The organism is Methylobacterium sp. AC832 (assembly GCF_979256025.1).
Genome location: NZ_CEEDMV010000007.1, coordinates 156,348 through 181,243, shown reverse-complemented (window position 1 = coordinate 181,243; position 24,896 = coordinate 156,348). Strand labels below are relative to the sequence as shown.

The 24,896-nt window shown below is 62.6% G+C and carries 27 protein-coding genes and 1 tRNA gene; 15 read left to right on the top strand and 13 right to left on the bottom strand.

Annotated elements, in window-relative coordinates:
- Positions 1 to 424 precede the first annotated feature (424 nt).
- The 3 genes from rpsO to AC0IXR_RS20975 all read left to right on the top strand — a co-directional run bounded on the left by rpsO (position 425) and on the right by AC0IXR_RS20975 (position 3,468).
- Positions 425 to 694 carry a 30S ribosomal protein S15 gene (rpsO, locus tag AC0IXR_RS20985; RefSeq protein WP_018044126.1) on the top strand — a complete coding sequence of 90 codons (270 nt, stop codon included), beginning with the start codon at positions 425 to 427 and terminating at the stop codon, positions 692 to 694.
- 214 nt (positions 695 to 908) lie between these two features.
- Positions 909 to 3,080 (top strand): polyribonucleotide nucleotidyltransferase, encoded by a 2,172-nt coding sequence (gene pnp, locus AC0IXR_RS20980; RefSeq protein WP_018044127.1) that lies wholly within the window; start codon positions 909 to 911, stop codon positions 3,078 to 3,080.
- Positions 3,081 to 3,246: 166 nt separating this feature from the next.
- Entirely contained in the window at positions 3,247 to 3,468 is a 222-nt protein-coding gene (locus AC0IXR_RS20975) for a YgaP family membrane protein (protein WP_207414197.1), read from the top strand.
- 100 nt (positions 3,469 to 3,568) lie between these two features.
- Here the strand turns inward: AC0IXR_RS20975 and AC0IXR_RS20970 are convergent, their stop codons facing one another.
- Positions 3,569 to 3,832, bottom strand: coding sequence for a GlsB/YeaQ/YmgE family stress response membrane protein (locus AC0IXR_RS20970; protein ID WP_018044131.1), 264 nt, complete (start codon positions 3,830 to 3,832; stop codon positions 3,569 to 3,571).
- Positions 3,833 to 4,051: 219 nt separating this feature from the next.
- Here AC0IXR_RS20970 and AC0IXR_RS20965 point away from each other — a divergent pair, with 219 nt between their 5' ends.
- Entirely contained in the window at positions 4,052 to 4,414 is a 363-nt protein-coding gene (locus AC0IXR_RS20965) for a RidA family protein (RefSeq protein WP_311275455.1), read from the top strand.
- 34 nt (positions 4,415 to 4,448) lie between these two features.
- The gene (locus AC0IXR_RS20960; protein WP_471761995.1) at positions 4,449 to 5,582 is read left to right on the top strand and encodes a polyamine ABC transporter substrate-binding protein; all 1,134 of its coding nucleotides are present in this window, start codon (positions 4,449 to 4,451) and stop codon (positions 5,580 to 5,582) included.
- Positions 5,583 to 5,584: 2 nt separating this feature from the next.
- On the opposite strand, the gene AC0IXR_RS20955 is transcribed toward AC0IXR_RS20960, so the two are convergent.
- The 4 genes from AC0IXR_RS20955 to AC0IXR_RS20940 all read right to left on the bottom strand — a co-directional run bounded on the left by AC0IXR_RS20955 (position 5,585) and on the right by AC0IXR_RS20940 (position 9,698).
- A complete protein-coding gene (locus AC0IXR_RS20955) occupies positions 5,585 to 6,397 on the bottom strand; it encodes a hypothetical protein (RefSeq protein WP_471761993.1) in 813 nt (270 codons plus the stop codon).
- Positions 6,398 to 6,411: 14 nt separating this feature from the next.
- Positions 6,412 to 7,341, bottom strand: a complete 930-nt coding sequence (locus tag AC0IXR_RS20950) for a hypothetical protein (RefSeq protein WP_471761992.1) — start codon at positions 7,339 to 7,341, stop codon at positions 6,412 to 6,414.
- 549 nt (positions 7,342 to 7,890) lie between these two features.
- A complete protein-coding gene (locus tag AC0IXR_RS20945) occupies positions 7,891 to 8,463 on the bottom strand; it encodes a hypothetical protein (RefSeq protein ID WP_471761990.1) in 573 nt (190 codons plus the stop codon).
- An 830-nt stretch (positions 8,464 to 9,293) separates the two neighbouring features.
- Positions 9,294 to 9,698: a DUF3597 domain-containing protein gene (locus AC0IXR_RS20940; protein ID WP_207413793.1), complete on the bottom strand. Its 405-nt coding sequence runs from the start codon at positions 9,696 to 9,698 to the stop codon at positions 9,294 to 9,296.
- 286 nt (positions 9,699 to 9,984) lie between these two features.
- Between AC0IXR_RS20940 and AC0IXR_RS20935 the strand changes: the two genes are divergently transcribed.
- From AC0IXR_RS20935 to AC0IXR_RS20915, 5 genes are all read left to right on the top strand, one after another.
- Positions 9,985 to 11,013, top strand: a complete 1,029-nt coding sequence (locus AC0IXR_RS20935) for an ABC transporter substrate-binding protein (protein WP_471761988.1) — start codon at positions 9,985 to 9,987, stop codon at positions 11,011 to 11,013.
- Positions 11,014 to 11,017: 4 nt separating this feature from the next.
- Positions 11,018 to 11,770 carry an ABC transporter permease gene (locus tag AC0IXR_RS20930; RefSeq protein WP_207413789.1) on the top strand — a complete coding sequence of 251 codons (753 nt, stop codon included), beginning with the start codon at positions 11,018 to 11,020 and terminating at the stop codon, positions 11,768 to 11,770.
- The gene (locus AC0IXR_RS20925) at positions 11,770 to 12,525 is read left to right on the top strand and encodes an ABC transporter ATP-binding protein (protein ID WP_471761986.1); all 756 of its coding nucleotides are present in this window, start codon (positions 11,770 to 11,772) and stop codon (positions 12,523 to 12,525) included. The genes AC0IXR_RS20930 and AC0IXR_RS20925 overlap by 1 nt, the downstream gene beginning before the upstream one ends.
- Before the next feature lie 165 nt (positions 12,526 to 12,690).
- On the top strand, positions 12,691 to 12,900 hold the full coding sequence (locus tag AC0IXR_RS20920) for a hypothetical protein (RefSeq protein ID WP_056427534.1): 210 nt from the start codon (positions 12,691 to 12,693) through the stop codon (positions 12,898 to 12,900).
- 3 nt (positions 12,901 to 12,903) lie between these two features.
- Complete coding sequence (locus AC0IXR_RS20915; protein ID WP_056427531.1) at positions 12,904 to 13,119, top strand: alkylphosphonate utilization protein; 216 nt, start codon at positions 12,904 to 12,906, stop codon at positions 13,117 to 13,119.
- Between the two features lie 3 nt (positions 13,120 to 13,122).
- On the opposite strand, the gene AC0IXR_RS20910 is transcribed toward AC0IXR_RS20915, so the two are convergent.
- Positions 13,123 to 13,380, bottom strand: a complete 258-nt coding sequence (locus AC0IXR_RS20910) for a hypothetical protein (protein ID WP_056427528.1) — start codon at positions 13,378 to 13,380, stop codon at positions 13,123 to 13,125.
- A 292-nt stretch (positions 13,381 to 13,672) separates the two neighbouring features.
- Here AC0IXR_RS20910 and AC0IXR_RS20905 point away from each other — a divergent pair, with 292 nt between their 5' ends.
- Both AC0IXR_RS20905 and AC0IXR_RS20900 read left to right on the top strand, forming a co-directional pair.
- The gene (locus tag AC0IXR_RS20905) at positions 13,673 to 15,487 is read left to right on the top strand and encodes an adenine deaminase (RefSeq protein WP_419952868.1); all 1,815 of its coding nucleotides are present in this window, start codon (positions 13,673 to 13,675) and stop codon (positions 15,485 to 15,487) included.
- Positions 15,488 to 15,695: 208 nt separating this feature from the next.
- Positions 15,696 to 15,878 (top strand): hypothetical protein, encoded by a 183-nt coding sequence (locus AC0IXR_RS20900; RefSeq protein WP_374767566.1) that lies wholly within the window; start codon positions 15,696 to 15,698, stop codon positions 15,876 to 15,878.
- A 741-nt stretch (positions 15,879 to 16,619) separates the two neighbouring features.
- On the opposite strand, the gene AC0IXR_RS20895 is transcribed toward AC0IXR_RS20900, so the two are convergent.
- From AC0IXR_RS20895 to AC0IXR_RS20880, 4 genes are all read right to left on the bottom strand, one after another.
- Positions 16,620 to 16,754 (bottom strand): hypothetical protein, encoded by a 135-nt coding sequence (locus AC0IXR_RS20895; protein ID WP_280136553.1) that lies wholly within the window; start codon positions 16,752 to 16,754, stop codon positions 16,620 to 16,622.
- A gap of 207 nt (positions 16,755 to 16,961) precedes the next feature.
- Positions 16,962 to 17,036: transfer RNA gene (locus AC0IXR_RS20890), tRNA-Gly, on the bottom strand.
- A 129-nt stretch (positions 17,037 to 17,165) separates the two neighbouring features.
- Positions 17,166 to 17,645: an NUDIX domain-containing protein gene (locus AC0IXR_RS20885; protein WP_461224281.1), complete on the bottom strand. Its 480-nt coding sequence runs from the start codon at positions 17,643 to 17,645 to the stop codon at positions 17,166 to 17,168.
- On the bottom strand, positions 17,642 to 18,340 hold the full coding sequence (locus AC0IXR_RS20880; RefSeq protein ID WP_056427516.1) for a fumarylacetoacetate hydrolase family protein: 699 nt from the start codon (positions 18,338 to 18,340) through the stop codon (positions 17,642 to 17,644). The genes AC0IXR_RS20885 and AC0IXR_RS20880 overlap by 4 nt, the downstream gene beginning before the upstream one ends.
- A 165-nt stretch (positions 18,341 to 18,505) precedes the next feature.
- Here AC0IXR_RS20880 and AC0IXR_RS20875 point away from each other — a divergent pair, with 165 nt between their 5' ends.
- The 3 genes from AC0IXR_RS20875 (at position 18,506) to AC0IXR_RS20865 (ending at position 21,927) form a co-directional block, all read left to right on the top strand.
- Positions 18,506 to 19,951, top strand: coding sequence for an FAD-binding oxidoreductase (locus tag AC0IXR_RS20875; RefSeq protein ID WP_471761982.1), 1,446 nt, complete (start codon positions 18,506 to 18,508; stop codon positions 19,949 to 19,951).
- Between the two features lie 314 nt (positions 19,952 to 20,265).
- On the top strand, positions 20,266 to 20,559 hold the full coding sequence (locus tag AC0IXR_RS20870) for a DUF2218 domain-containing protein (protein WP_056427510.1): 294 nt from the start codon (positions 20,266 to 20,268) through the stop codon (positions 20,557 to 20,559).
- 102 nt (positions 20,560 to 20,661) lie between these two features.
- Positions 20,662 to 21,927, top strand: a complete 1,266-nt coding sequence (locus AC0IXR_RS20865; protein WP_056427507.1) for an aminopeptidase — start codon at positions 20,662 to 20,664, stop codon at positions 21,925 to 21,927.
- Positions 21,928 to 21,956: 29 nt separating this feature from the next.
- On the opposite strand, the gene AC0IXR_RS20860 is transcribed toward AC0IXR_RS20865, so the two are convergent.
- The 3 genes from AC0IXR_RS20860 to AC0IXR_RS20850 all read right to left on the bottom strand — a co-directional run bounded on the left by AC0IXR_RS20860 (position 21,957) and on the right by AC0IXR_RS20850 (position 24,851).
- Entirely contained in the window at positions 21,957 to 22,544 is a 588-nt protein-coding gene (locus tag AC0IXR_RS20860; RefSeq protein ID WP_471761979.1) for a DUF1223 domain-containing protein, read from the bottom strand.
- A gap of 180 nt (positions 22,545 to 22,724) precedes the next feature.
- Positions 22,725 to 23,729, bottom strand: a complete 1,005-nt coding sequence (locus AC0IXR_RS20855) for a lipid A biosynthesis lauroyl acyltransferase (RefSeq protein WP_056427506.1) — start codon at positions 23,727 to 23,729, stop codon at positions 22,725 to 22,727.
- A gap of 96 nt (positions 23,730 to 23,825) precedes the next feature.
- The gene (locus AC0IXR_RS20850) at positions 23,826 to 24,851 is read right to left on the bottom strand and encodes a zinc-binding dehydrogenase (protein ID WP_056427503.1); all 1,026 of its coding nucleotides are present in this window, start codon (positions 24,849 to 24,851) and stop codon (positions 23,826 to 23,828) included.
- Positions 24,852 to 24,896: the final 45 nt, after the last annotated feature.

The following is a 24,896-nucleotide window of genomic DNA, read 5'->3' as shown; positions in this document are numbered from 1 at the left end:
TTGTTCGGCGAAAGGGGATCGCCGACTAGCTCCAACCATATGAATGTTCTGTTGGTCCGTGGAAATGATTGAATTAAGCGCCGACTGTAACACTTCGATGGAAAAGAAATCTGCAGATTGGATGACTCTGTGCTGAATAAAGACGTTGGTGCGGGTGCCGGTCCGGCACAGCAGTGGGGAAATTATGTTCCCTGGCCGGGCAACGGCCCGGCAACGGCCCGCCGGGGTGCCGCGGGGGGTGGCACGCGACCCGGATTCGTGTAAGTGTCTCGGTGCCTCGACCCGGAAACGGGCACGGGGCCAAACCTGCTTGTGAACGCGACCGTGCTGGACGACATCCCGGCACAGGCCCCGTCCCAGGCTGAGGCGGTCCCTCCCGAGGAGGACCGTCTCGACCCGAAAACCCGTATCGAAAGGGAATGCGATGTCGATTTCGGCCGAGCGCAAGACTGCGCTCATCAAGGAATACGCGACCGGCGGCAAGGACACCGGTTCTCCGGAGGTCCAGGTGGCGATCCTCACCGAGCGGATCACCAACCTCACCGGTCACTTCAAGACCCACGGCAAGGACAACCATTCCCGCCGCGGCCTCCTGAAGATGGTCTCGCAGCGCCGCTCGCTGCTCGACTATGTCAAGCGCAAGGACGAGGCCCGCTACCGCAGCCTCATCGAGCGTCTCGGCATCCGCCGCTAAGGCGATTTTCGCGGTCCCGAGCCTGGCTCAGGGCCGCGTTTCATTGACGTCCCGCGCTGCCGGAATGGGTCTGGCCGCGCGACCATCGGGCCGCTTCGAGGCGCACTCGTCGGGGACAGGATCGCCAGGAGTTCTTCGCCGGTCCGGCGCGGAACTCCTCGCCGTCTTGCCCCTGGCGGCGCCGGGCACGCCCGACCGCAGGAAGGCATGACCTATGTTCGACGTACAACGTGAAGAGCTGATCTGGGGCGACCGCAAGCTCGTCCTCGAGACGGGCAAGGTCGCCCGCCAGGCCGACGGCGCCGTGATGGCGACGTATGGCGAGACCTCGGTGCTGGCCACCGTCGTGTCGGGCAAGGAGCCCAAGGCCGGAATCGACTTCCTGCCGCTCACCGTGAACTACCAGGAGCGCGCCTACGCCGCCGGCCGCATCCCCGGCGGATACTTCAAGCGCGAAGGCCGTCCCTCCGAGAAGGAGACGCTGGTCTCCCGCCTCATCGACCGCCCGATCCGTCCGCTCTTCGTCGAAGGCTGGCGCAACGACACCCAGGTCGTCGTCACCGTCCTGACCCACGACCTCGAGAACGATCCCGACATCCTCGCCATGGTGGCGGCCTCTGCCGCCCTCACCCTGTCGGGCGTGCCCTTCACCGGCCCGATCGGCGCGGCCCGCGTCGGCTACGTGAACGGCCAGTACATCCTGAACCCGCCGGTTCCCGAGCTCGAGAACTCGACCCTGGATCTCGTCGTCGCCGGCACGCAGGACGCCGTGCTGATGGTGGAATCCGAGGCCAAGGAGCTCGATGAAGAGACCATGCTCGGCGCCGTGATGTTCGGCCACAAGCATTTCCAGCCGGTCATCGACGCGATCATCCGCCTCGCCGAGAAGGCCGCCAAGGAGCCCCGCAACTTCTCCGCGCCCGAGAACGGCGACGTGGAGAAGGCCGTGCTCGACGTCTGCGAAGCGGAACTCCGCGACGCCTACAAGAACACCGTCAAGCAGGAGCGCTACGCCGCCGTCGACGCCGTGAAGGCGAAGGTGATGGCCGCGCTCTGCCCCGCCGAGGGCGAGGCCAAGTTCCCGGCCGAGAAGGTCAAGGCCGCGTTCAAGGAAGCGCAGTCCAAGGTCGTCCGCTGGAACATCCTCGACACGGGCTCCCGCATCGACGGACGCGACGTCCGCACCGTGCGCCCGATCGTGTCCCAGGTCGGCGTGCTGCCGCGCGCCCATGGTTCGTCGCTCTTTACCCGCGGCGAGACCCAGGCCCTCGTGGTCGCCACCCTCGGCACCGGCGAGGACGAGCAGTTCATCGACGCGTTGGAAGGCACCTACAAGGAGACCTTCCTGCTGCACTACAACTTCCCTCCCTACTCGGTGGGCGAGACCGGCCGCATGGGCTCCCCGGGCCGTCGCGAGATCGGACACGGCAAGCTCGCCTGGCGCGCCGTGCACCCCGTCCTGCCGCCGGCCCACGAGTTCCCGTACACGATCCGCGTCGTGTCCGAGATCACCGAGTCCAACGGCTCCTCCTCGATGGCTTCCGTCTGCGGCGCCTCGCTGTCGCTGATGGATGCCGGCGTGCCCCTGCGCCGTCCGGTGGCCGGCATCGCCATGGGCCTCATCCTCGAGGGTGAGCGCTACGCCGTGCTGTCCGACATCCTCGGCGACGAGGATCACCTCGGCGACATGGACTTCAAGGTGGCGGGCACGGAAGCCGGCATCACCTCGCTGCAGATGGACATCAAGATCGCCGGCATCACCGAGGAGATCATGAAGGTCGCCCTGCATCAGGCGCAGGAAGGCCGCGTCCACATCCTCGGCGAGATGGCCAAGGCCCTCACCGATGCCCGTCCCGAGCTCGGCGAATACGCGCCTCGCATCGAGACCATGCAGATCCCCACCGACAAGATCCGGGAAGTGATCGGCACCGGCGGCAAGGTGATCCGCGAGATCGTCGAGAAGACCGGCGCCAAGATCAACATCGACGACACCGGCACGGTGAAGATCGCCTCCAGCGACGGCAAGGCCATCAAGGCCGCCTATAACTGGATCCGGTCGATCGTGGCGGAAGCCGAAGTCGGCATGATCTACGACGGCACGGTCGTGAAGTGCATGGAGTTCGGCGCCTTCGTGAACTTCTTCGGCGCCAAGGACGGCCTCGTCCACATCTCGGAACTCGCTGCCCAGCGCGTCGCCAAGGTAACGGACGTCGTCAAGGACGGCCAGAAGGTCAAGGTGAAGTTCCTCGGCGCGGACGATCGCGGCAAGATCCGCCTCTCCATGAAGGTCGTCGACCAGGAGACCGGCGAGGACCTCACCGAGAAGCTGAAGGCCGAGCGCAACGCCGAGCAGGACCGCGCCCGCGGCCCGCGCCAGGACGCGTAAGCCGTCTCAGCCCCGAGGGTCGATCGAGAATGAGAAGTGCGGCTCCGTAAGGGGCCGCGCTTTTCGTTTGGGGCGAGGATGCGTCAACGCCCCGGTCCGGTCGTGAGGAACACCCATCCTCCCGCCGCGTTCGCCCCGCGACGCAACACGAGGAGTACGTGCGACCATGGCCGATCCGATGATTCCGAGCATCTTCGAAGGCGAGACCAACCTGTCGACCACCGAGCGGGCCGTGTCCGTCGTTCTGGGCCTCGGCATCGCCGCCGCCGCCGCCCAGCCCCGCCCGAACAAGTGGCTCAGCCTGGCGGCCCTGGTGGTCGGCGCCGGCCTCGCTATCCGGGGTGCCACCGGTCATTGCCCGGCCAAGTCCGCCGGCTACCTTTCCTGAACCGGACCACGAAAAAGGGGCGCTCCGATGGGGCGCCCCTTTTTGTCTGTCCGATGAAACGCGAGAGGCGCGGACCCGAAGCCCGCGCCGTGACGTCCGTTCAGAGTGTGGTGGTGCGGCGGCTGGCGATGAAGCCGTAGATGGCGAGCACGACGATGGCGCCGACCACGGCTCCGATGAAGCCCGCGCCCTGGTTCGGACCGTACCAGCCGAGCGCCTGGCCGAGGAAGGTGGCGACGAAGGCGCCGACGATGCCCAGGATGGTGGTGAGGATGAACCCTGCAGGCTCCTTGTCGCCCGGCATGATGAACTTGGCGACGACACCGGCCAGGAAGCCGATGATGATGGTCCAGATGATACCCATGAGCTGATCCTCGAAACGCGGTGGCCGGGATTGTCCCGCCCGGACTTGACCGTTTGTGCTCATGCAACGCCGCATCGCGGGATGGGTTGCGCCGCGGGACGGCGATTGTGTCGCATTCTCGACCTTGGCCGCCGCCCTCCCCTTTACGCGGATGCGTGGCGCGCGGCACAACGCTTGCCCCGACGACGCGCCCGCGCGGCGCCCCATGAAGAGCGATCCATGACCACCATCACCCGTTTCGAATCCGGCGCCCGCATGAGCCAGGCCGTCACCTATGGCGAGATGGTCTACCTCGCGGGCCAAGTGGCGGGGACGACGGTGGGGGCCGGCGTGACCGCGCAGACGCAGGAAGTGCTCACCGAGATCGACCGGCTGCTGGCGCTCGCCGGCAGCGACAAGACCCGGCTCATCTCCGCCACGATCTATCTGGCCGACATGGCGACCTTCGCCGAGATGAACGCGGCCTGGGATGCCTGGGTCTCGAAGGAGAACCCGCCCACCCGCGCCACCGTGGAAGCCAAGCTCGCGGGGCCGGAATACCTCGTGGAGATCGTCGTCGTCGCGGCCAAGCTCCCCGCCTGATCCCGACCCGGTCCCGAGACAAGAGAGCCCGCCGATGCGTCGTATCGTGTTCGCCGTCCTGATGATCGCGCTGGCGCTCAGCCTTCTCGGGTCCCTGTTCCTCGCCTTCGCCCTGCTCAATTCGGCGGGGGCGAAGGCGCAGGAGCGCGCGGTCAACATCTACAACTGGTCGGATTACATCGATCCGAAATCCCTGGAGGCCTTCACCAAGGAGACCGGGATCAAGGTCGTCTACGACACCTACGACAACAACGAGATCTTGGAGACGAAGCTGCTCGCCGGCCAGTCCGGCTACGATCTCGTGGTGCCCACCGGCCCGTTCCTGCAGCGCCTCATCAAGGCCGGCGTGTTCCGGCCCCTCGACAAGGCCAAGATCCCGAACCTGAAACACGCCTGGCCCGAGATCGCCCAGCGTCTCGCGGTCTACGACCCCGGCAACACCTACGCCGTCGATTACATGTGGGGTACCACCGGCATCGGCGTGAATCTCGGCCCCGTGCGCGAGCGCCTCGGCCCGAACCAGGCCCTCAACACCTGGACCCTGGTGCTCAACCCCGGGCTGATGGCCAAGCTCAAGGATTGCGGGGTGATGATGCTCGACAGCCCCGAGGACCTGATCCCCAGCATGCTGCCGGCCTACGGCCTCAAGCCCGACACCAAGCGCTGGGACGACATCTCCCAGGTCACCGACGCGCTGTTCAAGGTGCGCGGCTCGGTGCGAAAATTCCACTCGTCGGAATACATCAACGGCCTCGCCAACGGCGATCTCTGCCTCGCGGTCGGCTATTCCGGCGACGTGATGCAGGCGAAGAAACGCGCCGAGGAATCGAAGAACGGCGTCGAGATCGCCTATTTCATCCCGAAGGAAGGCGCGCTGATGTGGTTCGATGCCTTCGCCATCCCGAAGGACGCGCCCCACCCGGAGGAGGCCCATCGCTTCATCGACTACATGATGCGCCCCGACGTGGCGGCGGCCAACACCAACTTCGTCGCTTACGCCAACGGCAACCTCGCCGCGAAACCCCTGGTGAAGCCGGAGATCCTCAACAACCCCGGCATCTACCCCGACGACGCGACGATGCAGCGGCTGTTCACCAACCAGGCCTGGGATGACCGGACGCAAAGGTTCGTGACGCGGAATTGGACGCGGGTGCGGACGGGACGGTGAGATTAAGGCCTAATGTTTTTGCATTCGATAGAAACAAAGAATCCCTTAATATTGGCTTTCTTACTAAAACGAGATTCTGTAGCCGATGCTGCCATTCCATTGATTGTACAGCACGCATCACCCGAGCGGAATCTGATATCTGCATGGCGGTTAGAAAGGCCAACAAATAGAGGGCGGAACCCATGTCCTCTTCCTTTGTTAGCGCCAAATCTAGAGCATCCGTCAGTGATTGCAGAGCGTAGAGCTTCGTTGTGAGATTTAATCGTTTGATAGTCCTGAGATTGCCTAAGCGTAGCAAGCAAACCTAATCCCAAGTCAGAGGCAACAAACTCAAATTTCCCTGATGAAGCCTCAAAGGCCACGAATCCTGTTTCTTGAGCGGCTGAATGTTCAATGATATTACTGTGAAACTCTCCAATAGCAGCTACCATTTGGGCACTCCAGTCACTCGACAGCCCTGCCATGGTGGCTGCACGTTTCGCATCTACTGCGAATGAAACCCAGTCATCGTCTGTTGCAGCGCTGTTGGTTTTCAGCAGCCCAAGCGAGCGATCATTATTCGCAACCCACCTTGGATGCTTGTCGGCAAGCGCTTTACCCAGTCCCGGAAAATGCTTAACATCAAGCCATTCGCCTCGCAGAGATATTGGCTCGAATGAACTTCGGGCTTGTTGATAGAGCTCTAAGAGCGGACCAATGTTATTCGCAATATAAGGCTCTCCTATTCGGGTTTTGTCGAAAGATTGATTTTCGAAAGCAAATGACAGGTCATCGACAGCTTTGAAATTTAGGCTACGAGCCGTGTCATCTGCCACGCTTTAAAAGCCCTTTAACCGCGAGGAGTAGACATTTTTAGATTGATAAGATCTGATCTACAAGATGCATTGTGCTCAAATAGTTCGTCGAGTGCTTCGTTTTTTTTCGTTGTATGGGCTTCCCATTTAAGCCCCATATTTCCATCTAAAACCGCGCGTTTGCGATTCATCGTTTTCATGAACGGAGATGTGTCAATAAAAACTACCTTGCTAAATGATGATGCTAATATTTCAAGTGTATCGATGCCGCCCCTTACAATGATTGTCAATGGTCTGTCTACTTTATTAGCAAGTGATGTTAGCCAGAGTACGTGAGTATCTTGACGTGATGCTCGCCCTGAACCCGTTGCAAACTCATATGCGAGATGCGTAATCTCAGGTCTTTCCTGGACAAATGAGGTCCATCTTTCCTGATCTTTACCTGCTCTCGCGTTCACATGAAGTGCGGACGGGAGCCCTTCTTGCAGGAATTCGTTGTTGATGATGCCAATTCGCTTCATCGCATGGAGGTCGTCCCATCGGGGGGTGTCGACAAACATGCTAAAATTGGGTGTTGTTGAAAGTCTGATACCTAATGAGATTAATGATCTAATGGCTTCCCTTCGGCGATCTTCACCATACCGCCACCAACGTTCTAAGGGTGGATCTTGGTCAGTCCCAGATAAAATGATTGTTGTATCATCAGATATACAAAAATGGCTTCGCAGTTCTTGTTCGCTCGAATATTTTACTTTTCCGGTTTCTCTTTCCAAAAGACGGTATAATGATAGGGCGATAGCTGGGCCAGTATAAATATTTCTACGTCGGTTTCCATGATAAATTAGCGGAATGCTGCTTGGAAGATTTGGTGGATTGAGTAACGGTGCCCGTTCAATGCTGTCCAGCGATAAGCCATTTACTTCCCTAGTTTTATCTACAAAATCCCGTGCCTTTGAAGGGCACATTGTAGTGCACGTTGCGGTATTGTTGCAGCAGTTTCCCATGCAATCAAACAGATGCGCTCTGGTGTATAAGCCGCCGCAGATTTCGAAGTGTGGACATGTCGGACATCCAATCGACTGAGTAAGCTCCGATTGATTCCACAGGCGCCGTTCGCGACGACGGTTGCGGGACTCTTGGTTTCGGGAGTCCGGCTTCAAACTCGTCAGCATAAAGAAACCTCCGCAACCATCGAAATTCTATGGACCTCATGGGCTGTTGCTAATGCAATCGATGAAGACTTAATTACAGCTTCGTAAGCTTCAGAGTCGGGGTTATCGTCTCTTGCGACGACGGACAAAACATCAAGATAAATGAGAGAGTTCCCGGACGGCCAGACCGTTAGCTGCTGGCCCTTGGTGACATTGGCTCCGTAGCAAAGGCGGACAGGGTATGTTGGGGTCGCCTCCTCTGGGTTCCTGCAGAACAAATCAGCCGTAGCTAGTCGTACACGCGCTTTATCGAGGTGTTTGGTGTATCCTCTGCCAATCCTACCTATGAAATCGACACCCATCTTAGGCTCCTGTCAAAATCGATTTGTAGATTTTGCTTCGACCATCGCTTACTTCAAAAACTAAACTTGCTTGAGATAAAGCGGACAACCTGTTGTTCCAGGCTGTCTGCTTTACCCCTTCTGTAAGGCCAAACTCATATTGAAGCTGTCCGGCATCGATCGATTGCCTATCCAGAATCAGATCGAATATTTTTCGCTGCTTTAATTCTAGGCGACCAATAATACCAAAATCCGAAATTTCGTTAGTATTTGATATATTGCAGCAGATTATAGCATCATTCTTTACTGATAAAATATCAGATGCTTCTTCTTTAACAACACTATTGGCGTTTGCTATAACTGGATAAATATTTGATTTGCGATTGCGTACAACGTTGCGGTATTCAATGATTCCCTCACGCAGAAAGCTTGCGGTTGCAACCTCAATGTCGGTAAAATCAAGAAAGTGGACTTCCGGCGCACTCGGCTCGCACGCCGTTGTCGCTAGGAGTTCGCTCATCAATTTGCGCCCTGGAATCGCCCCGGCACAAACATCTTGCTTAACTAGCTCGCGAATCGCCGACCGCATCGTCATCTATCTCACAAGAAATTCGTGAGATAGATGACATCCCATTAGATGAGGTGTCAAGGGCGCTGGCGATGACCTCGGCGAAAGACCTCTACATCTTTCTTGACAAAATTCCTATTCTATGCCTATATCCCCACACCTGCCGCCCAGCGAAGGGGGCCTGTCCGGTGACCGACCGGGTGGGCCGAAAGGGGCGGCGGGGCGGTGCCTGCGTCGGTGGTGTCGGTCACCATCGCCCCGGGCGGCGGCTCGATAGTCTGGGGGCTCGGATGGGGGCGCGGTAGGTCGGGAGTTAAATGCCCCGGCACTGACCCCGCTCTGGGCTGCCATGATGAGGTTTGCGGCCCCTCCAATACGAGAGGGCGTGCGGGGCAAAGTCCGTTCGAACAGCCGGGCTGGGATGCAACACGACCACCTCAGGCGCGACGCAACGCGAGGACCGCTGGAGACACCGCGACGCAAAACAGGCCCCGGCGGGAACGCCGGAGCCTGACGGGACGCCGGGGGACCGGCAAACTTGTTATAGCGCTCAATGGGTTCCGCGGCGTCCCGCGTCCCCTGTTTGGGGCTTCTTCTGGGCCATGCCCCCGGCGCTGTCGCGCGCGGGGGTGAAGGTGTTTGGATCCCCTCGCCCCGCTCGCGGGGAGAGGGACGCGACGACCTCGTCGTCGGCGCGTCGAGGCGGCAGCCGAGGGTGAGGGGGCGATGACGGACGAGTCTCTTTCGGAATCGCCCCCTCACCCCCGCTTCGGCTTCGCCTCTCGCTCATCGCGGACACGACGAGGTGTCCGCGATCCTCTCCCCGCGCGCGGGGAGAGGGGGATGCTCCCCTGCGATCAATCCTTCAGGTCGGCCGGCACCTTGCCGCCGTTCTCTTCGAGCTTCTTGATGACCTGCTTGTGCAGCCAGACGTTCATCGTGGCCGAGTCTTCCTTGTCGCCGGTGTAGTGCAGCTCGTCGGCGAGCGACTTGCGGGCGCTGAGGCTCGAATCGATGTCGAGGAGCTTCATCAGGTCGACGATGGAGGTCCGCCAGTTGAGGGTCTGGGAGTTCTTCGCGGCCATGCCGTTCAGCACGGCTTCCACGTCCACCGGCTCGCCGGGCTTCGGAGCGGCCGCCGATTCCGTGGGGGCGGTGGTGGTGGAGCCGGCCGGGGCGTTTGCCGGTGCGGCATCCGCCGAGGTGGTTCCGCCGCCGAACGGATGGAGGATCTTGCTGACGATGCTGCCGAGAAAGCTCATGGCGTCTGTCCTTGTCGTTGGTCGGCCGTCTCGATGGGCGGCCGAGGCCTTGCTCTTCACGAGGTCCTGCCTCTCAACTGAATACAGCCAAGGCCGTTCCGGCCGGACGCCCGGGGCTGGGGAATAAAGCCTCTCCCCTCAAGCTTGGCCGTGGAAGGGCGTCCTTAGATTCGCAAAGCGGGCCGTTCTTTCGCGCAACGGTGTTTGAAGAACGCGGCTCCTGTGGCATGGCCGGGCCACGGCTCGCCGCGAGCCGACCTGCTTCCCCCGGAATCCGGACCCTTCGATGCGCCCTGCCCTTCCCGTCATCGCGACGATCCTGGCCTCCCTGGCCGGTTGGCTGATCGCGGCCCCTGCCTCCGCCCAGACGGCTCCGATCCCCATGCGGATCGGCGTCATCCCGGTCATCGGCGCCTCGCCGATCTTCGTCGCCGACGGCGAGGGCTGGCTCAAGGAGGCGGGCCTCGCCCCCTCCTTCACCACCTTCGAATCCGGCCCGAACATGATCCAGGCTCTCGCCTCGGGCACGATCGACGTCTACGTGGCCGGGGTCGCGCCGCTGGCCGTGGCGCGCACCAAGAACATCGACGTCCGCGTCGTCGCCTCCACGGCGGTGGAGGAGATGGTGTTCGTGGCCGGGCCGAAGCTCGCCCCGTTCTTCGCCAACGGCGCCAGCAAGGCCGAGGCCTTCGCGCAGTTCAAGGCCAAGGAAGGCCGCTCCGCGCGGCTCGCCACCCAGCCCCTCGGCTCGGTGCCCAACACCACCCTGCAGCATTGGCTGTGGCAGGTGGCGAAGACCGACAAGGCCAATGCCGAGGTGGTGCCCATGGGCATCGACGCCACGCAGCAGGCGATCCTCGCCGGAGCCGTCGACGGCGCCTCGATCCGCGAGCCGGCCCTCACCATCATCCAGGGCCGCAATCCGGGCGTGAAGCTGATCGCCAACGGAGCCGAGATGTTCCCCGACCAGCCGGGCACGGTGGTGGGCGTCTACGGCGCCTATGCCGACCGGAATCCCGGCGCCGTGGAATCCCTGGTGCGCTCCCTCATCCGCGCCGATACGCTGCTGAAATCCGACTCGGCCAAGGCCGCGCCCCACGTGCTCGCCGCCCTCGGCAAGGGCATCGTCGACCTCGCCACGATCCAGAAGGCCCTGACCTCGCCGGCGGCGAAGTTCACCGTCGATCCGCGCGCCATCATCGTCGCCACCAACGCGATGCAGGCCTATCAGGTCTCCATCGGCGCCCTCGAGAAGGACGTGCCCCTCGATGGGCTGTTCGACTCGCGCTACTACGAGAAGGCCATCGCGCGCTGATCGGATGAAGGCCCTTCGCGCACCCGCCCTCGCGGCTCTCGGACTCGTCGCCTTCCTCCTGTTCTGGGAGGCGATGCCTCGGCTCGGGCTGATCAACCCGGCCTTCCTGCCGCCGCCGAGCACGATCCCGGCCGCCTTCCTCAACGAGATCCGTCTCGGGGTGTGGGGCGAAGCGGTGTTGTCGAGCCTGAGCCACTACCTCGTCGGCCTCGCCGTCGGCGCCGGGGCGGGCATCGCGCTCGGCATCCTGGTCGGCATGTTCCGGGGCTTCGAGGCGCTCACCGCCTGGATCGTGCGCCTGCTGCGGCCCATTCCCGGCCTCGCCTGGGTGCCCTTCGCCATCATCTGGTTCGGGGTCCAACCCTCGGCCGCCGTGTTCATCATCGCCATCGGCGTGTTCTGGATCGTGTTTTTCGCGACTCAAGGGGCCGTGCGCGGGGTGGACCGGGACCTCGTGGAGGTCGCCCAGGCCTTCGGTTTCCGCTCTCCGCTGGCGCGGCTCACCAAGATCCTGCTGCCGGCCGCGACCCCTGGCATCCTCGTCGGCCTGCGCACGGCCCTCGGCCAGGCCTGGATGGCGGTAGTGGCCGCCGAGATCTTCGGTGTGCCGGGCGTCGGCGCCCGCATGATGCAGGCCTCCAGCCTCCTCTCCACCGATATCGTGGTCGTCTACATGCTCACCATGGCCGGCCTCTACGGGCTGTTCGATACCGGCTTCGTCGCCCTCCAGAGCTGGCTCCTGCGGTGGCGCGCCTGATGGACCCGATCATCAACATACGCGGCCTGAGCCTCGCCTACGAGCGCGACGGGGTGCGCAACGTCATCCTGTCGGAACTGGACCTCTCCATCGCGCGCGGGGAGTTCGTGGTCATCGTCGGCGAATCCGGCGTCGGCAAATCCACCGTCCTGCGCGTTCTCATCGGCCTCGCCGCCCCCAGCGGGGGAACGGTGCGCCTCGCCACGCGCGAGGGCTGCCGCACGCCAATGGCGCTGGTGTTCCAGGATGCGCGCCTGCTGCCCTGGCGCCGGGTCGTCGCCAACGTGGCATTCGGCCTGGAAGGCAGCGGCCTGTCGAAGCCTCAGCGCCTCGCCAAGGCGCAGGAGATGCTCGACCTCGTCGGACTCGGCGAATACGGCCAGCGCTGGCCGCACCAACTCTCGGGCGGGCAACGCCAGCGCGTCGCCATCGCGCGCGCGCTCGCCGTGGACCCGGACGTGCTCCTGATGGACGAGCCGTTCTCCGCACTCGACAGTTTCACCCGCGAGGGCCTGCAGGACGAGTTGCAGCGCATCCAGGCCGCGACCGGCAAGACCATCCTGTTCGTCACCCACGACATCGACGAGGCCGTGACCCTGGCCGACCGCGTCGTGGTCTTGGCAGGAAGTCCGGGCCGGGTCGCGGCCGACATGACGATCGACGTGCCGCGTCCGCGCCGCCGCCGCGACGAGGCGCTCACCCAGGCTGCCCGAAACCTGCGGGCCGAGCTTTCGGGGCGGTCCGCGGAGCTGTGACCGCACCGTAAGGCCGCTTCCCGAGACGGTCGGCGCCGTCTGTATCGAATCCGTCGCCCCATCCGCGGCGATGCCGCCGGATGCGCCATTGCATCCTGCGGCCAAAGATTGCATCGCTCCGCACCCGAGACCGCCTGGACGGTCGATCGGCAGAGAGACCCTACCATGACGCCCGACGAGATTGCCGACCTCAACCGCGCCCGCGCCAGCCTCTCGCGACAGCGCAACGCCTTGGCCAAGCGGATCGGTTCGAGCGAACTCGCAGCTGCCTCCGCCGCCGAGGATTTCATGCGCATCCTCCTCGCCATCGAGGCGGTGGACCGGGCGCTGACCAATGCCGGGCAGCCCTACATGCCGCCCGATGCCGGGGCCTGAACCATGGCCGATACGAAGGATGCCAACGGCACCAAGCTGGCCGACGGGGATTCCGTCACGCTGGTCAAGGATCTCAAGGTGAAGGGCACCTCCACCACCCTGAAGCGCGGGACGCTCATCAAGAACATCCGCCTCACGGAGGATCCTGAAGAGATCGAGTGCAACGCCGAGAAGGTGAAGGGCCTCGTTCTGAAGACACAGTTCCTCAAGAAAGCCTGAGGATCAATCGCCGGACTCGCTGCTGATCGCGCGGGCCGGCGACCGGCTCAGGCTTCGAATGGCGCGGGACGGGCGGCCCGACTTCTCTGCGATGGCGCGGTCCTGCTCCTCGATCAGTTGCCGGGCGGGCTCGTCACCGTCGAGCCCTCCGAGGATTTCCATGGGAACCCGACGGTTCGAGGCACGGGACTCGTCTTCATAGACCACGTCGAACAGGACTGAGCCCCGCTCCTGCGGTTTCGACTTTGTACGCTTGGCCATGACAAATGCTCGATGATGCGATCGGGGAATGTGATGTCGAGGGTTCGGTAGGCGAAATGTTCGACGTTCGACCGTCTGGTCCCGCCGACATTCCTGCGCCGTGACCGTCACCGTTGGGAGACGCCACGACCGAACTCGCAGCGCTACATGGTCCCGGCGAAACAGGTTGGCAACCCGCCTTTCTGGACGCGCAGGCGCGGTAGACCCGCCTGTGGCATGATGCGTGCGCGCCGCCGGGCAAGACCGGCCTGCCGTGGCGGCCGGTTTGATGATGCCAGGAGCCAAGCCGACGATGACCGATCCGACGCCGCTGACACGTTTTTCCGTCGCACCCTTGGCCCGGATGACCCGGCATCTCGCCGGCGTCGCCGCGGGGCGGGCGGAGCCCGATCTCGTCATCACCGGCGCACGTATCCTCTCCACCTATTCTGAGCGGATCCGGCCGGACAGTGAAGTCTGGATCGCCGGAGGACGTATCGCCGCCGTAAAGCCTGCCGGTGCCTATCACGGGAGTGCCCCCCGTTACGATGCGGGCGGCGGTATTCTGGCGCCCGGCCTGGTGGATCCACATCTGCATATCGAGAGCAGCATGGTGACCGCCTGCGCCTATGCCGAGGCGGCGCTCCTCAACGGCACCACGACCATCGTCTGCGACAGCCACGAGATCGGAAATGTCCTCGATGCGGACGGCATCGCCTGGATGCTGGAGGATGCCCGCGAGGCGCCGCTCAACATTTACCTCACGGTGCCGAGCACGGTCCCGGCCACGTCGCCAGCCTTGGAAACCGCCGGTGGCGACCTGACGGCCGAGAAGATCGGAGCTTTGTTCGATGCGTGGCCGGAGGCGATCGGCCTTGGCGAGAAGATGGATTTCGTCGCCGTCGCCGAGGGCGATGAAAGGGCGCATGCCATCATCGCGGCGGCTCTGCAACGGGGGCGGCCGGTCTCCGGCCATATCTACGGCCGCGGCTTCGTTGCGGCCTACGCGGCCAGCGGGGTCACTGATACCCACGAAGCCATCGACAGGGACATTGCCGACGACCTGCTCGAGGCGGGTTTGTGGATCTACCTGCGCGGCGGCCCGCCGACCACGCCCTGGCATAGTTTGCCCAAGGCTATCGGCACGATCATCGAACTGGGAGCCTCGGCCAAGCGGGTCTGCGTCTGCACCGACGACCGCGATGCGCAGGATCTCCTCGCTTACGGCCTGGATTGGGTGGTGCGCGAGGCAATCCGCATGGGCATCCCCCGCGAACAGGCATGGTCAATGGGCTCGCTCCATCCGGCGACCCGGTATGGGCTCGATGGCGAGATTGGTGGGTTCGGCGGGGGACGTCGGGCCGATCTGGTCCTCCTCGATGATGACTTGATCCCGCAGACCACATGGTATGGCGGACGGTGCGTGGTCGAGAACCGTGCGGTCACTCCCCTCCTCGATGCGGCACTCTCGCGACCCTATCGATATCCTGCACCAGCCTATGCAACGATGCATCTGCCACAGCCGCTTCCTGCCCTCGTCCCGCCGTTTCCCGAAGGCCGCTGTGTCGTCAACGCCATTCGCACCACGCTTCCCGGCATCGAGTTGACCCACGAGCGCTACGATCTGACTCCCGGCCTCGATTGGGTAACGACATTGCGGGACAACGACCTGTGCTTCGTCACCGTGATCGAGCGCCATGGCAGGGCCGGGAACGTCGCGCACGGATTGCTGCGCGCCTTTGGTCTGAAACAGGGCGCTGTCGCGAGCAGTGTCGGCCACGATTCGCACAACGTAATCGTGGCCGGGCTGAATGAAGAGGACATGCGCGTCGCTCTAGATGCGCTGTCGACGATCCAGGGGGGCGTCTGCGTGGTCGAGGATGGGAAGGTCACCGCGATGGTTCCGCTGCCTGTGGCAGGGCTTCTCTCCGACAAGCGCGTCGGCCTCGTCGCCGAAGAAGTCCGTTTGCTGAAGATAGCCTGGGAGCGGGCCGGCTGCACGATCCCCTATATGGGGTTCAACCTGATTCCGCTGTCTGTCATTCCAGAGATTCGGATCACCGACAAAGGCCTCGTGCTGGTGCCGGCCATGAAGATCGTACCGCTTTTTGAACCTGCAGAGAGATAAGATCCACAACTGGGAACCAGGACGCTGCCAACAACGTTGAAAGTTCAGGTCTCAACAGCCTTTCCCGTGTCGGCTTTCACAAGCCGTGTTATTACCGAATCGGCCAGCTGAATTGTCCGTTGAGGCGATTGGCTGGCCGTTTTACGTTGTCTCCTATGGGCTTGCGCCCTGTTTCCCGGAGAGGACGCTCTTTTTTTGGAGTGAGTTGATGCGGAATCTTCTGACGCTTGTCGTCCTCGGCTTCGTCGGCTTCGTCCTTGTGGCGATGTTCGTCGCACCAACCCAGCCGGATCTGAGGGCTTGGTACCTCAAGAATGCATGCGAACATCTCGATAAGGTGTCTGCGAAAATCTGTGATCCCATGCGTCAGAATGGCGGACAGGCGTTGTGACGGTATCACCGTTCAGCGCTTTTAAGCGGCGGTGACAAACCGGTTTCTCGTGCGCGCGAAGGAGCAGATTTATTGAATTGGGCGGTCCCAACGCTATTTGTCCCAGCCAAGGTGGGGGCGGGTGGAAACGTCACCAGCTGGCCGTTCTTCGCCGGTACAAGTGCAGTGCGGGTTGCAGCCCAACACAATACCGATCCTGCCGAATACCGGTATGACCCGGCACGGTCGGGTCGGAAATACCGGATCTGCTATCACTTCGATATAGAACGTTATTCGCGACTAATACCGTACCAATAGCTGATGCTGGATAGTTCTTGAAACAAAAATAGCCCAGTGCCAAATGATGGCGCTGGGCTATCCCCATTTAGATCAATTAAAAACTAACGCCGGTGTGATATTCAGTAACCGCAGCACAGAGCCCAAAGACGGGTATCTTAAAAGGATGCTCATGACGAATTTCCTGGCGAATGGTCTCTCGGCGCAGATAACAGGCGCTGCTATCGGAACCGTACTCAACGTGTTCAACGGTGCTCCACGGAGCGGACCGCACCTCGTCGAGCTGCATGGGCGCAGCCTGGATTGTCGAAGCGAAGATAGTGCAGCTTTTGAATGCCGTCAGACAGGCAACCCGCAATGATCTCAGAACTTTGTATGCCGCCGGGTCCTAAGTTGGCGAGTCAGAACCCGACGGAGGTAGAAAATAACTACCGCTACTGAATCTCTATTACGCCCGCCTGGCCCTCAGACCAGATACAGGGTTGCCGTCGCACGGAACACCTTGGGGCAATGGGCCTCGTTCACAATGCGGAGCGCCTCATCCACCGTGATCTGGCGGTTGAGGGCGAGTTCCTCGAGGGTCATCCAAGTCGATGTCATACGTTTTATCCCTTGCTGTCGGTGACTCAACATGCAGGGGGCGTATTGGTTCATCGAGAAGGTCCGCTGGCGGCCATCGGATGACCAGAAATGTGTATGCTTGAGAACTCGTCATGACCGTCCATCGAAAGACGGAATGCGAGCCCCAGATACGACGAAGGCCGCCCGAAGGCGGCCTATCGCGTATGTTCTGATGGTTGGATGAATTGGAGCGGGCGAAGGGATTCGAACCCTCGACCCCAACCTTGGCAAGGTTGTGCTCTACCCCTGAGCTACACCCGCTCACTATGCCGTGCCGCTGGAGGAGAAGACCCGCCGGCGGCCCCGGACGGCGTCTCTAAACAACATTCCGGCGGGCGTGGCAAGAGCTGTTTTTCGGTTCTTTTGCCGGCGGGCAACTTTCTCGCGTTCTCACCACGTGGCCGTTGGGGAGAGTCCATGGACGATCTCGTCGAGGCGGCTGTGGGTGGCCCGCGTCGTGTCTTTGGGCAAGGCGTCGAGCGCGAAGAAGTCGCTCTGCGCGATTTCCCGGTCTGGCGCCTTCGGTCCGAGGAGTGTGAAGGTGGGGGCGACGTAGACAGCGATGTGGTCGCGGCCCGCTGCGGCGGTGCTGCGGAAGAAGCCATGCAGGCGCAAGGTGTCTGCCGCCTCCACGACGATCTCGGCCTCCTCCCGAAACTCTCGAACCATGGCGTCGACGGCATTCTCGCCAATCTCGATGCCACCCCCGGGCAGGTGCCATCCCTCCACATAAGTATGGCGCACGAGGCAGACGCGGCCCTGAGCGTCGAAGGCGACGCCCCGCACGCCGAGGGTCATTCCACGGGACACGAGGGCGCCGAACTGGAATAACCGTTGGATCAGCGGCCGGTTGAGGAGGGAGCCAATCATACGACGTTGAGGCGGATGGCACCGAAGCCTTCGATGGCCGCCTGCATCACTTGTCCGCGCTCGACCGCACCGACGCCTGAAGGCGTACCGGTGAAGATCAGGTCACCGGGATGGAGCTCGAAATAGGTGGAAAGGAGCGCGATCTGGTCGGCTACGGACCAAATCATCTCCGATAGGTCGCCGGCTTGGCGGGGATTGTCGTCCACCGAGAGTGTGATGGCGCCGCGCATCGGATGCCTGCGACCTTCGACCGGGTGGAGTGGTCCGATGGGTGCCGAGGCATCGGCCGATTTGGCGAGGTCCCACGGGCGGGAAAGGCGCTTGGCTTCGTCCTGAACGTCGCGTCGGGTCATGTCGAGCCCGACGGCGTAGGCGTAGACATGATCGAGGGCATCGGCCGTGGGGATGTCCTGCCCGCCGCGTCCGAGGGCTGCTACGAGTTCCACCTCAAAATGGTAATTGGCGGTGCGGGGCGGATAGGGATGGTCTACTGCATCCGCGCCCGGGACGATCTGAAGCGCGTCCGCCGGTTTCATGAAGAAGAACGGCGGCTCGCGCTCGGGATCCTTCCCCATTTCGCGGGCATGGGCGGCGTAGTTGCGTCCCACGCAATAGACGCGGCGCACAGGGAAAAAGTCCTCGCTGCCAACAATGGGCAGGGCGGTACGGGGTGGGTTCGGGATCACGGACAGCATCGGTTGGGCGCCTCCTCCGGGTTTGCGCTGATCGGTTGCGGCACGGCTCCGTGCCCTGCAAAGACGGGTCACGAACCTTATCATAGGAGGTGAGCTCGCAGCCGCCATCGTGATGGTCCGGCCTCCCCCTTCGTGTTACCCCCGATCTCAAGCCCCGAGCTGCCCGTGACTGCTCCCGCCGATCTTCTTTTCCGTCTCACCGAGCGTTTGGGGGAGAAGCACGTCCTCACGGCCCCCGCAGAGATTGCACCCCATCTCCTGGAATGGCGCGGCCTCTTTCATGGCAGCGCGCTCGCCGTCGTTCGGCCGGCCGATACCGGCGACGTCGCGTTCGTTGTTGCGGCCTGCGCCGACGCTGGAATCGCCATCGTTGCTCAGGGTGGTAATACCGGGTTGGTGGGAGGCGGAGTGCCGCATGGCGGGATCGTCCTGTCGCTTGGTCGCCTCTCGCACATCCGCGCCATCGACCCGTTGAGCGCCAGTATCACCGTCGAGGCGGGCGTCCTGCTCGCCGAGGCTCAGGCGGTGGCCGACCAGGAGGGGATGCTGTTCCCCCTGTCACTGCCCTCGGAGGGCTCGTGCACGATCGGCGGCAACCTCGCCACCAATGCCGGCGGAACCGGCGTCCTTGCCTATGGCAACATGCGCGATCTCGTGCTCGGCCTCGAAGTGGTGCTGGCAGACGGCCGGGTCTGGAACGGGTTGAGCGCGCTGCGCAAAGACAATGCGGGCTACGACCTGAAACACCTGTTCGTTGGATCGGAAGGGACCCTTGGAATCATCACAGCGGCGGTGCTGAAGCTCTATCCCAAGCCTTCGTCGCGGGCAGTCGGCTTTGCGGGTCTTTCGTCGCCGCATTCCGCTCTGGCCTTGTTCGACACGCTTAAACGGACCGCTGGCCATAACCTCACGGCATTCGAGTACATTCCGCGCTTCGGACTCGAAATCGTACTGAAACACAGACCCGCTTTTCCACGTCCCCTTCCCGGGGATCATGCGGGCTACGCGCTCATCGAAATGTCTACGACGTACGCTGGGGCAGAGGCCTCGGATGCCATCGAGACGGCGCTTGCCGCAGCTATCGATCGTGGTCTCGTGGAAAACGCGGTCATCGGGTCGAGTGAGACGCAGAACGCGAGCCTATGGGCGCTCCGAGAAAACTTGTCTGACGTTCAGTCGCTCGAAGGCGGCTCGATCAAGCACGACGTCTCGGTGCCGCTATCACGTCTCGCCGATTTCCTAGATACGGCAATCGCGGCATGCGAGGCTGAAATGCCTGGCCTGCGTGTCTGCGCCTTCGGGCATTTCGGCGACGGCAACATCCACTTCAACCTGAGCCAGCCTCTCGGCATGGACAAGGCTACGTTCCTCAAGGAATGGGGACGCTTCAACAGGATCGTTCACGACATCGTGCATCGGATGGGCGGGTCCATCGCCGCCGAACATGGCATCGGCCTAATCAAGCGAGACGAACTGGGCCTCTACGCCGATCCGGTCGGCCTGGACCTGATGCGCCGGCTCAAGTGCGCCCTCGATCCGCGAGATTTGCTGAACCCCGGGAAGGTGATCGCGTTGTCAGCGAACCCTCCCCCGGCGCTTCCGAAGGAGTAAGCGCCGGGGGCGTGTGACTTCGCCGCATAAGCCATCCAGACACTCACGGCGTTGTTCACATGCCCCATTGTGCGTCGCACAAGAAAAGATCACAATCGATCTCGCGATGCGCCATGAAACGGCTTCAAGTCCTGATCTAAAGCGTTATTGCAATGAGAGTGCTTCATGGGTGCGCTGCAGCGTCTTATGGGGACGTTAACGGTCCTGACCCCTTCAGTAAGAGGCGGATCGCACCCTCAATGAAGGTCTGCAGCCCAGCGACAACGATGCACCAGCTGCGTCCATGGATTTCAGGGACCGAAGGAGACAAGACGATGCCGATCTCGCAGGCGAGAGTTCCAACTGCCGAGGCAAGCCGCTACCTGAAGCAGCTCTGCCGCCATTGGAGCCATAAATTCCCCGTGGAAGCGACGGACGCGGCCGGTACGGTCCCGTTCGGCGAAGATCGCGTTTGCACGTTCCAGGCAGAGGCCGATGCTTTGTTGATGCGTGTCGCGACTCCTGATCCAGCTGGTCTGACGCGGCTGGAAAACGTGGTGGCCGACCATCTCATGCGTTTCGCCTTCCGCGAGAATCTCGGCGAAATCACTTGGTCGCGCGCTGCTTGACCATCTCGCTGCGAGTCCCGCGCTTGAATCAGCATCACGAATCCCGATCTTGCTGAACGCCCGCCCCGTGGCATATGCGGGATGGAGCTGAGGAGATTGGTGATGACGACGAGCACTGGGGCTGACACGACCGCGCTCTCCTTCGACGAGCGGATCAGCCGCCTCGCCGAGGTGGCGGTCCGCATTGGGCTCGGACTCCAGAACGGCCAGGAATTGGTGATGACGGCGCCGCTCGAAGCCGCGCCTCTCGCCCGTGCGATCACCACCGAGGCTTACAAGGCCGGCGCGTCCCTGGTGACTACTTTCTATTCCGACGACGCTGCGACCTTGGCGCGCTTCGCCCACGCACCTGAGGACGCGTTCGATACGGCGGCGGGCTGGCTCTACAGCGGTATGGCCGACGCGTTCCGGAACGGAGCCGCAAGGCTTGCGATCGCCGGGGATGATCCGTCGTTGCTGGCTGGACAGGACGCCCAGAAAGTCGCCCGCGCCAATCGCTCGCGCTCGAAGGCCTATGTGCCGGCTCTCGAACTCATCGCGAATTTCGCCACGAATTGGACGATCGTTTCAGCGGCGACCCGCCCTTGGGCACGGACTGTTTTCCCGGATTGCGCCGAGGACGAAGCCCTCTCACGCCTGTGGAACGCGATCTTTGCGGCGTCTCGCGTTGACGGTACCGACCCGGTGGGCGAGTGGAAGGCGCATAACGACGCTCTCCACGCCCGCACTAAGATTCTCAACGAGCATCGCTTCGCTGCCTTGCGGTTTCAGGGACCGGACACCGACCTCACCGTCGGCCTTGCCGACGATCACGAGTGGTGCGGTGGGGCCTCCGTTTCGCGCAGCGGGATCCTGTGCAACGCCAATATTCCCACCGAGGAGGTGTTCACCACGCCTCACAAGTCGCGGGTGGACGGCCACGTGGCAAGCACCAAGCCCTTATCCTACCAGGGTACGCTGATCGACGGCATCCGGGTAAGGTTCGAAGATGGGCGCATCGTCGAGGCGACGGCTCGCACAGGGGGCGATGTCCTCGCGCGCGTCCTCGACACGGATGAGGGGGCTCGCCGTCTAGGTGAGGTCGCCCTGGTGCCGGCTTCGTCTGCTATCTCCGCTTCTGGACTGCTATTTTACAATACCCTGTACGACGAGAATGCGGCGAGCCACATCGCCTTGGGTCAGGCGTACAGCAAATGCTTCCGCGACGGCGGTGAAGGCTTCAGTGAGGACGATCTCACGGCACGGGGTGCGAACCGCAGCCTGATCCATATCGACTGGATGATTGGCTCGGCCGAGATCGACGTCGATGGCCTCACCGCCGAAGGGCGCGCCGTGCCGGTTATGCGCGCTGGGGAATGGGTGGGCTGAAGCGTCGAAGGCAGTAAGCGGGCCAAGGCTCAGAAACTTGGCCCCTTCGTCGCGCCGAGAATGCGGGCGGGATGGGCAAGCGTCCCACTCTGGAGCATGACCACGTAGTTGTCGGCATGACCTGAACGAGCGAGGCTACGCGGGAGCTCGAAATGCGCGGCCTGGCCCATCCAGGCTCCGACCTTGTGCATCCCGCGCACCATGTTCACGTAATCGACCACCTGTCCCTTGTTCTCACCGTGCCCGATTGCCGTCCTGTGCCTGCGCAGGATCGGGAGTAGCCAGACCTCGCCGCTTCCCCGTCCGGCGCCGATATCGATGGTGATACGGTCCCCCTGGTCCGTCGCTTTTACCAGCACGATAAGGCCCCACGACTGCCGCGCCGTGCGGAGGCTACGGTCGAGGAAGGCTTGGTCTGACCTGACCGGGGATGGCTCGCCGTTGACGATGGCCTGCGGTGCGAAAAGCTGGCGCTCGCCATGGCTCAGAGCATAGGCGCGCTGGCGTTCGGTGAAGGCCGGGATCGCGAGTTCGTCCTTCCAGCCAAGATAGTCCCAGTAGGTGACCGGAAGGGTCAGGGCGATGATGTCGGCCTGCTGGGCGTAATCCCCCATCATCCGCGAGGCCTTCTGGCAGGCGCCGCAACCTTGGCTAGTGAAGAGCTCGATACCGCGCGAGGCGGCTCGGCGTGTGCCGGGCCTGTCATGTACGGAAGGAGAAGTGTCAGTGCGAGAGGGTTCAGCGCGGAGCTGAGTAGCCGTAAAGCGGATCGGACCATATCCCTATGTGACAGCGCCTCAACCGGAAACGGAAGTCACGTTGCCTCGATGGGCCGTGGATGGATTAGACTGTTTAACTGGAGCAACCTTGGGCTTGGGCAGCATGTTCGGCCGCCACCGCCTGTGCATCCACAACCACTGACCCGGATTTTCCCGAACCCATTCCTCAACCACGCGTGTCATCGCCTGCATTGCGCCCTGCACATCAATTTCGCCCTTGGCATCGCGGGGTAGGTCGAGGGGAGGCGTGAGTTCGAGATGGAAGCGGGCATTGTCCTTGCGCACCACGCGGACTCCGTGAACGGGGCATTCGTAATGTTTGGCGAGCTTGGCGAGCAGCGGATTCACCAGAACGGGTCGATCAAAGAACTCCACGACTACGCCACGGGTGAAATGCTGATCGATGAGCTGGCCGAGATGGCCGCCGCGTTCTACGACGCCCTGCATGGAAAATACGGCGCCCTGCCCCGCCGCTGCCAGGCCACCCATGGTCTCTCGGCGCACCTCGGCGACGAGGCGAGCCGAGGCTATATCGTTGGGCGGCCGGAAAATCGCCGTGGCCTCGAGGCCGTAGCGAGCGGCGCAGATCGCCGGCAATTCCCAGTTGGCGAGGTGTGCGGCGAAGATCAGCCCCGGCTTGCCGTCGTCGCGCAAAGCCTCGAAATGCTCCGCGCCGGCAACGGACATGCGCTGACTTGCTGGATCGGTGGGGTCGATATCGAATAGGGTTGCAAGATGTGCGTATTCCGCTCCCGTCCGGCCTAGATTGTCCCAGGCTTGGCGCGCGAGCGCCCTGATCGCGGCCTCATCTTTCTCGGGATAGGCGGCACGCAGGTTCGCCAATGCGATGCGGTTCGCGGGTAGGAACGGACCTACTCTCCGTGCAATCGCCCCGCCGGTCCGGCTCGCCCGCTCGGTCCCCAGCAATCGCGCTAGCCAGAAGAGGCAGCGGACCAACGGAATCATGGCGATCCCCGCCATCCGGGGCAGATGGCGGTTCAGGACGAGGGCAAGACGCAGCACGAGACTATCCGGGAGTGGCTATCGCGCTCGTGTAGAACATTTTCCGGGTAAGGGGCAGCCTGAGGTGAATGCGAGTCTCGCCGCCCAGGCGACATATCAGTCGATCGCCACGAGGATTTTCCCGAACACCTTGCGCGATTCCAGGCGTTCCAGCCCCTGTGAAAAGTCCGCGAGTGGCAGCACGGTATCCACTACTGGCGTGATCCCCTCGGCCATTTTCGCCAGGGATTGGCGGATGTTGGCCATAGAGCAGCCGAAGGACCCGGTAATGCGGTACTGTTGCTGGAACAGCTGCATGAGGTTCATGGTCGTAGAGACACCGGAGGTGGAACCACAGGTGACGAGGCGGCCGCCGCGCTTGAGGCATAGGAGCGAGCCGTTCCAGGTATCCGGGCCGACATGCTCGAACACTACGTCTACACCCTTTCGCTTGGTCAGGCGGCGGACCTCGCCTTCGAAGCGCTCGTCGCGGTAGTTGATGACGTGATCGGCGCCCAGCGCCTTGGCCATCTCGCCCTTCTTGTCGTCCCCCACCGTCGTGAACACAGTGCAGCCAATGGCTTTGGCCATCTTGATCGCGGCGGTACCGATCCCCGAGCCACCGGCATGAACGAGGATGCTCTCGCCAGGCTCCAGCTTGGCATTGTCGAACAGCATGTGCTGGACAGTGCCGAAGGCGATTGGAGCACAGGCTGCATCGGTGAAGCTCACCCCATCGGGTACCTTCACTACGAGACGTGCTGGCATGGTGACACGCTCGCGCGCGAACCCGTCGATATGGAAGCCCATAACGCCGGAGACGTCCTCGCACAGGTTGTCTCGACCCTCCCGGCAGGCCTTGCAGCGACCACACGTCTGCGCGCCGTACATCACCACGCGGTCGCCCTCACGCAGATCCGTGACGCCCTCGCCAACGCAGACGATCTCGCCCGAGGCTTCGGCCCCTACCGTGAGCGGCATCTTGCGCTTGGCGAAGGCCATGCCGCGAAAGCCCCAGACGTCGATGAAGTTCAAGCCCACCGCGCGCACGCGGATCTGAACCTCGCCCCCGCCGGGAGCTGCCGGCGGATCGACCTCGCTGAGGCGCAGGTCGCGGTCACCGAAGAGTTGGAGGGCTTGCATCGGGCTTGTCTCTCGTCGGGCGCTTCGGGCTCCGAACCTCCTTCG

Coding starts and splice junctions, on each gene's coding strand:
- rpsO (WP_018044126.1), top strand. CDS start 425: ATGTCGATTTCGGCCGAGCGCAAGACTGCGCTCATCAAGGAATACGCG.
- pnp (WP_018044127.1), top strand. CDS start 909: ATGTTCGACGTACAACGTGAAGAGCTGATCTGGGGCGACCGCAAGCTC.
- AC0IXR_RS20975 (WP_207414197.1), top strand. CDS start 3,247: ATGGCCGATCCGATGATTCCGAGCATCTTCGAAGGCGAGACCAACCTG.
- AC0IXR_RS20970 (WP_018044131.1), bottom strand. CDS start 3,832: ATGGGTATCATCTGGACCATCATCATCGGCTTCCTGGCCGGTGTCGTC.
- AC0IXR_RS20965 (WP_311275455.1), top strand. CDS start 4,052: ATGACCACCATCACCCGTTTCGAATCCGGCGCCCGCATGAGCCAGGCC.
- AC0IXR_RS20960 (WP_471761995.1), top strand. CDS start 4,449: ATGCGTCGTATCGTGTTCGCCGTCCTGATGATCGCGCTGGCGCTCAGC.
- AC0IXR_RS20950 (WP_471761992.1), bottom strand. CDS start 7,341: ATGTGCCCTTCAAAGGCACGGGATTTTGTAGATAAAACTAGGGAAGTA.
- AC0IXR_RS20945 (WP_471761990.1), bottom strand. CDS start 8,463: ATGACGATGCGGTCGGCGATTCGCGAGCTAGTTAAGCAAGATGTTTGT.
- AC0IXR_RS20940 (WP_207413793.1), bottom strand. CDS start 9,698: ATGAGCTTTCTCGGCAGCATCGTCAGCAAGATCCTCCATCCGTTCGGC.
- AC0IXR_RS20935 (WP_471761988.1), top strand. CDS start 9,985: ATGCGCCCTGCCCTTCCCGTCATCGCGACGATCCTGGCCTCCCTGGCC.
- AC0IXR_RS20930 (WP_207413789.1), top strand. CDS start 11,018: ATGAAGGCCCTTCGCGCACCCGCCCTCGCGGCTCTCGGACTCGTCGCC.
- AC0IXR_RS20925 (WP_471761986.1), top strand. CDS start 11,770: ATGGACCCGATCATCAACATACGCGGCCTGAGCCTCGCCTACGAGCGC.
- AC0IXR_RS20920 (WP_056427534.1), top strand. CDS start 12,691: ATGACGCCCGACGAGATTGCCGACCTCAACCGCGCCCGCGCCAGCCTC.
- AC0IXR_RS20915 (WP_056427531.1), top strand. CDS start 12,904: ATGGCCGATACGAAGGATGCCAACGGCACCAAGCTGGCCGACGGGGAT.
- AC0IXR_RS20910 (WP_056427528.1), bottom strand. CDS start 13,380: ATGGCCAAGCGTACAAAGTCGAAACCGCAGGAGCGGGGCTCAGTCCTG.
- AC0IXR_RS20905 (WP_419952868.1), top strand. CDS start 13,673: ATGACCGATCCGACGCCGCTGACACGTTTTTCCGTCGCACCCTTGGCC.
- AC0IXR_RS20900 (WP_374767566.1), top strand. CDS start 15,696: ATGCGGAATCTTCTGACGCTTGTCGTCCTCGGCTTCGTCGGCTTCGTC.
- AC0IXR_RS20895 (WP_280136553.1), bottom strand. CDS start 16,754: ATGACATCGACTTGGATGACCCTCGAGGAACTCGCCCTCAACCGCCAG.
- AC0IXR_RS20885 (WP_461224281.1), bottom strand. CDS start 17,645: ATGATTGGCTCCCTCCTCAACCGGCCGCTGATCCAACGGTTATTCCAG.
- AC0IXR_RS20880 (WP_056427516.1), bottom strand. CDS start 18,340: ATGCTGTCCGTGATCCCGAACCCACCCCGTACCGCCCTGCCCATTGTT.
- AC0IXR_RS20870 (WP_056427510.1), top strand. CDS start 20,266: ATGCCGATCTCGCAGGCGAGAGTTCCAACTGCCGAGGCAAGCCGCTAC.
- AC0IXR_RS20865 (WP_056427507.1), top strand. CDS start 20,662: ATGACGACGAGCACTGGGGCTGACACGACCGCGCTCTCCTTCGACGAG.
- AC0IXR_RS20860 (WP_471761979.1), bottom strand. CDS start 22,544: ATGATGGGGGATTACGCCCAGCAGGCCGACATCATCGCCCTGACCCTT.
- AC0IXR_RS20850 (WP_056427503.1), bottom strand. CDS start 24,851: ATGCAAGCCCTCCAACTCTTCGGTGACCGCGACCTGCGCCTCAGCGAG.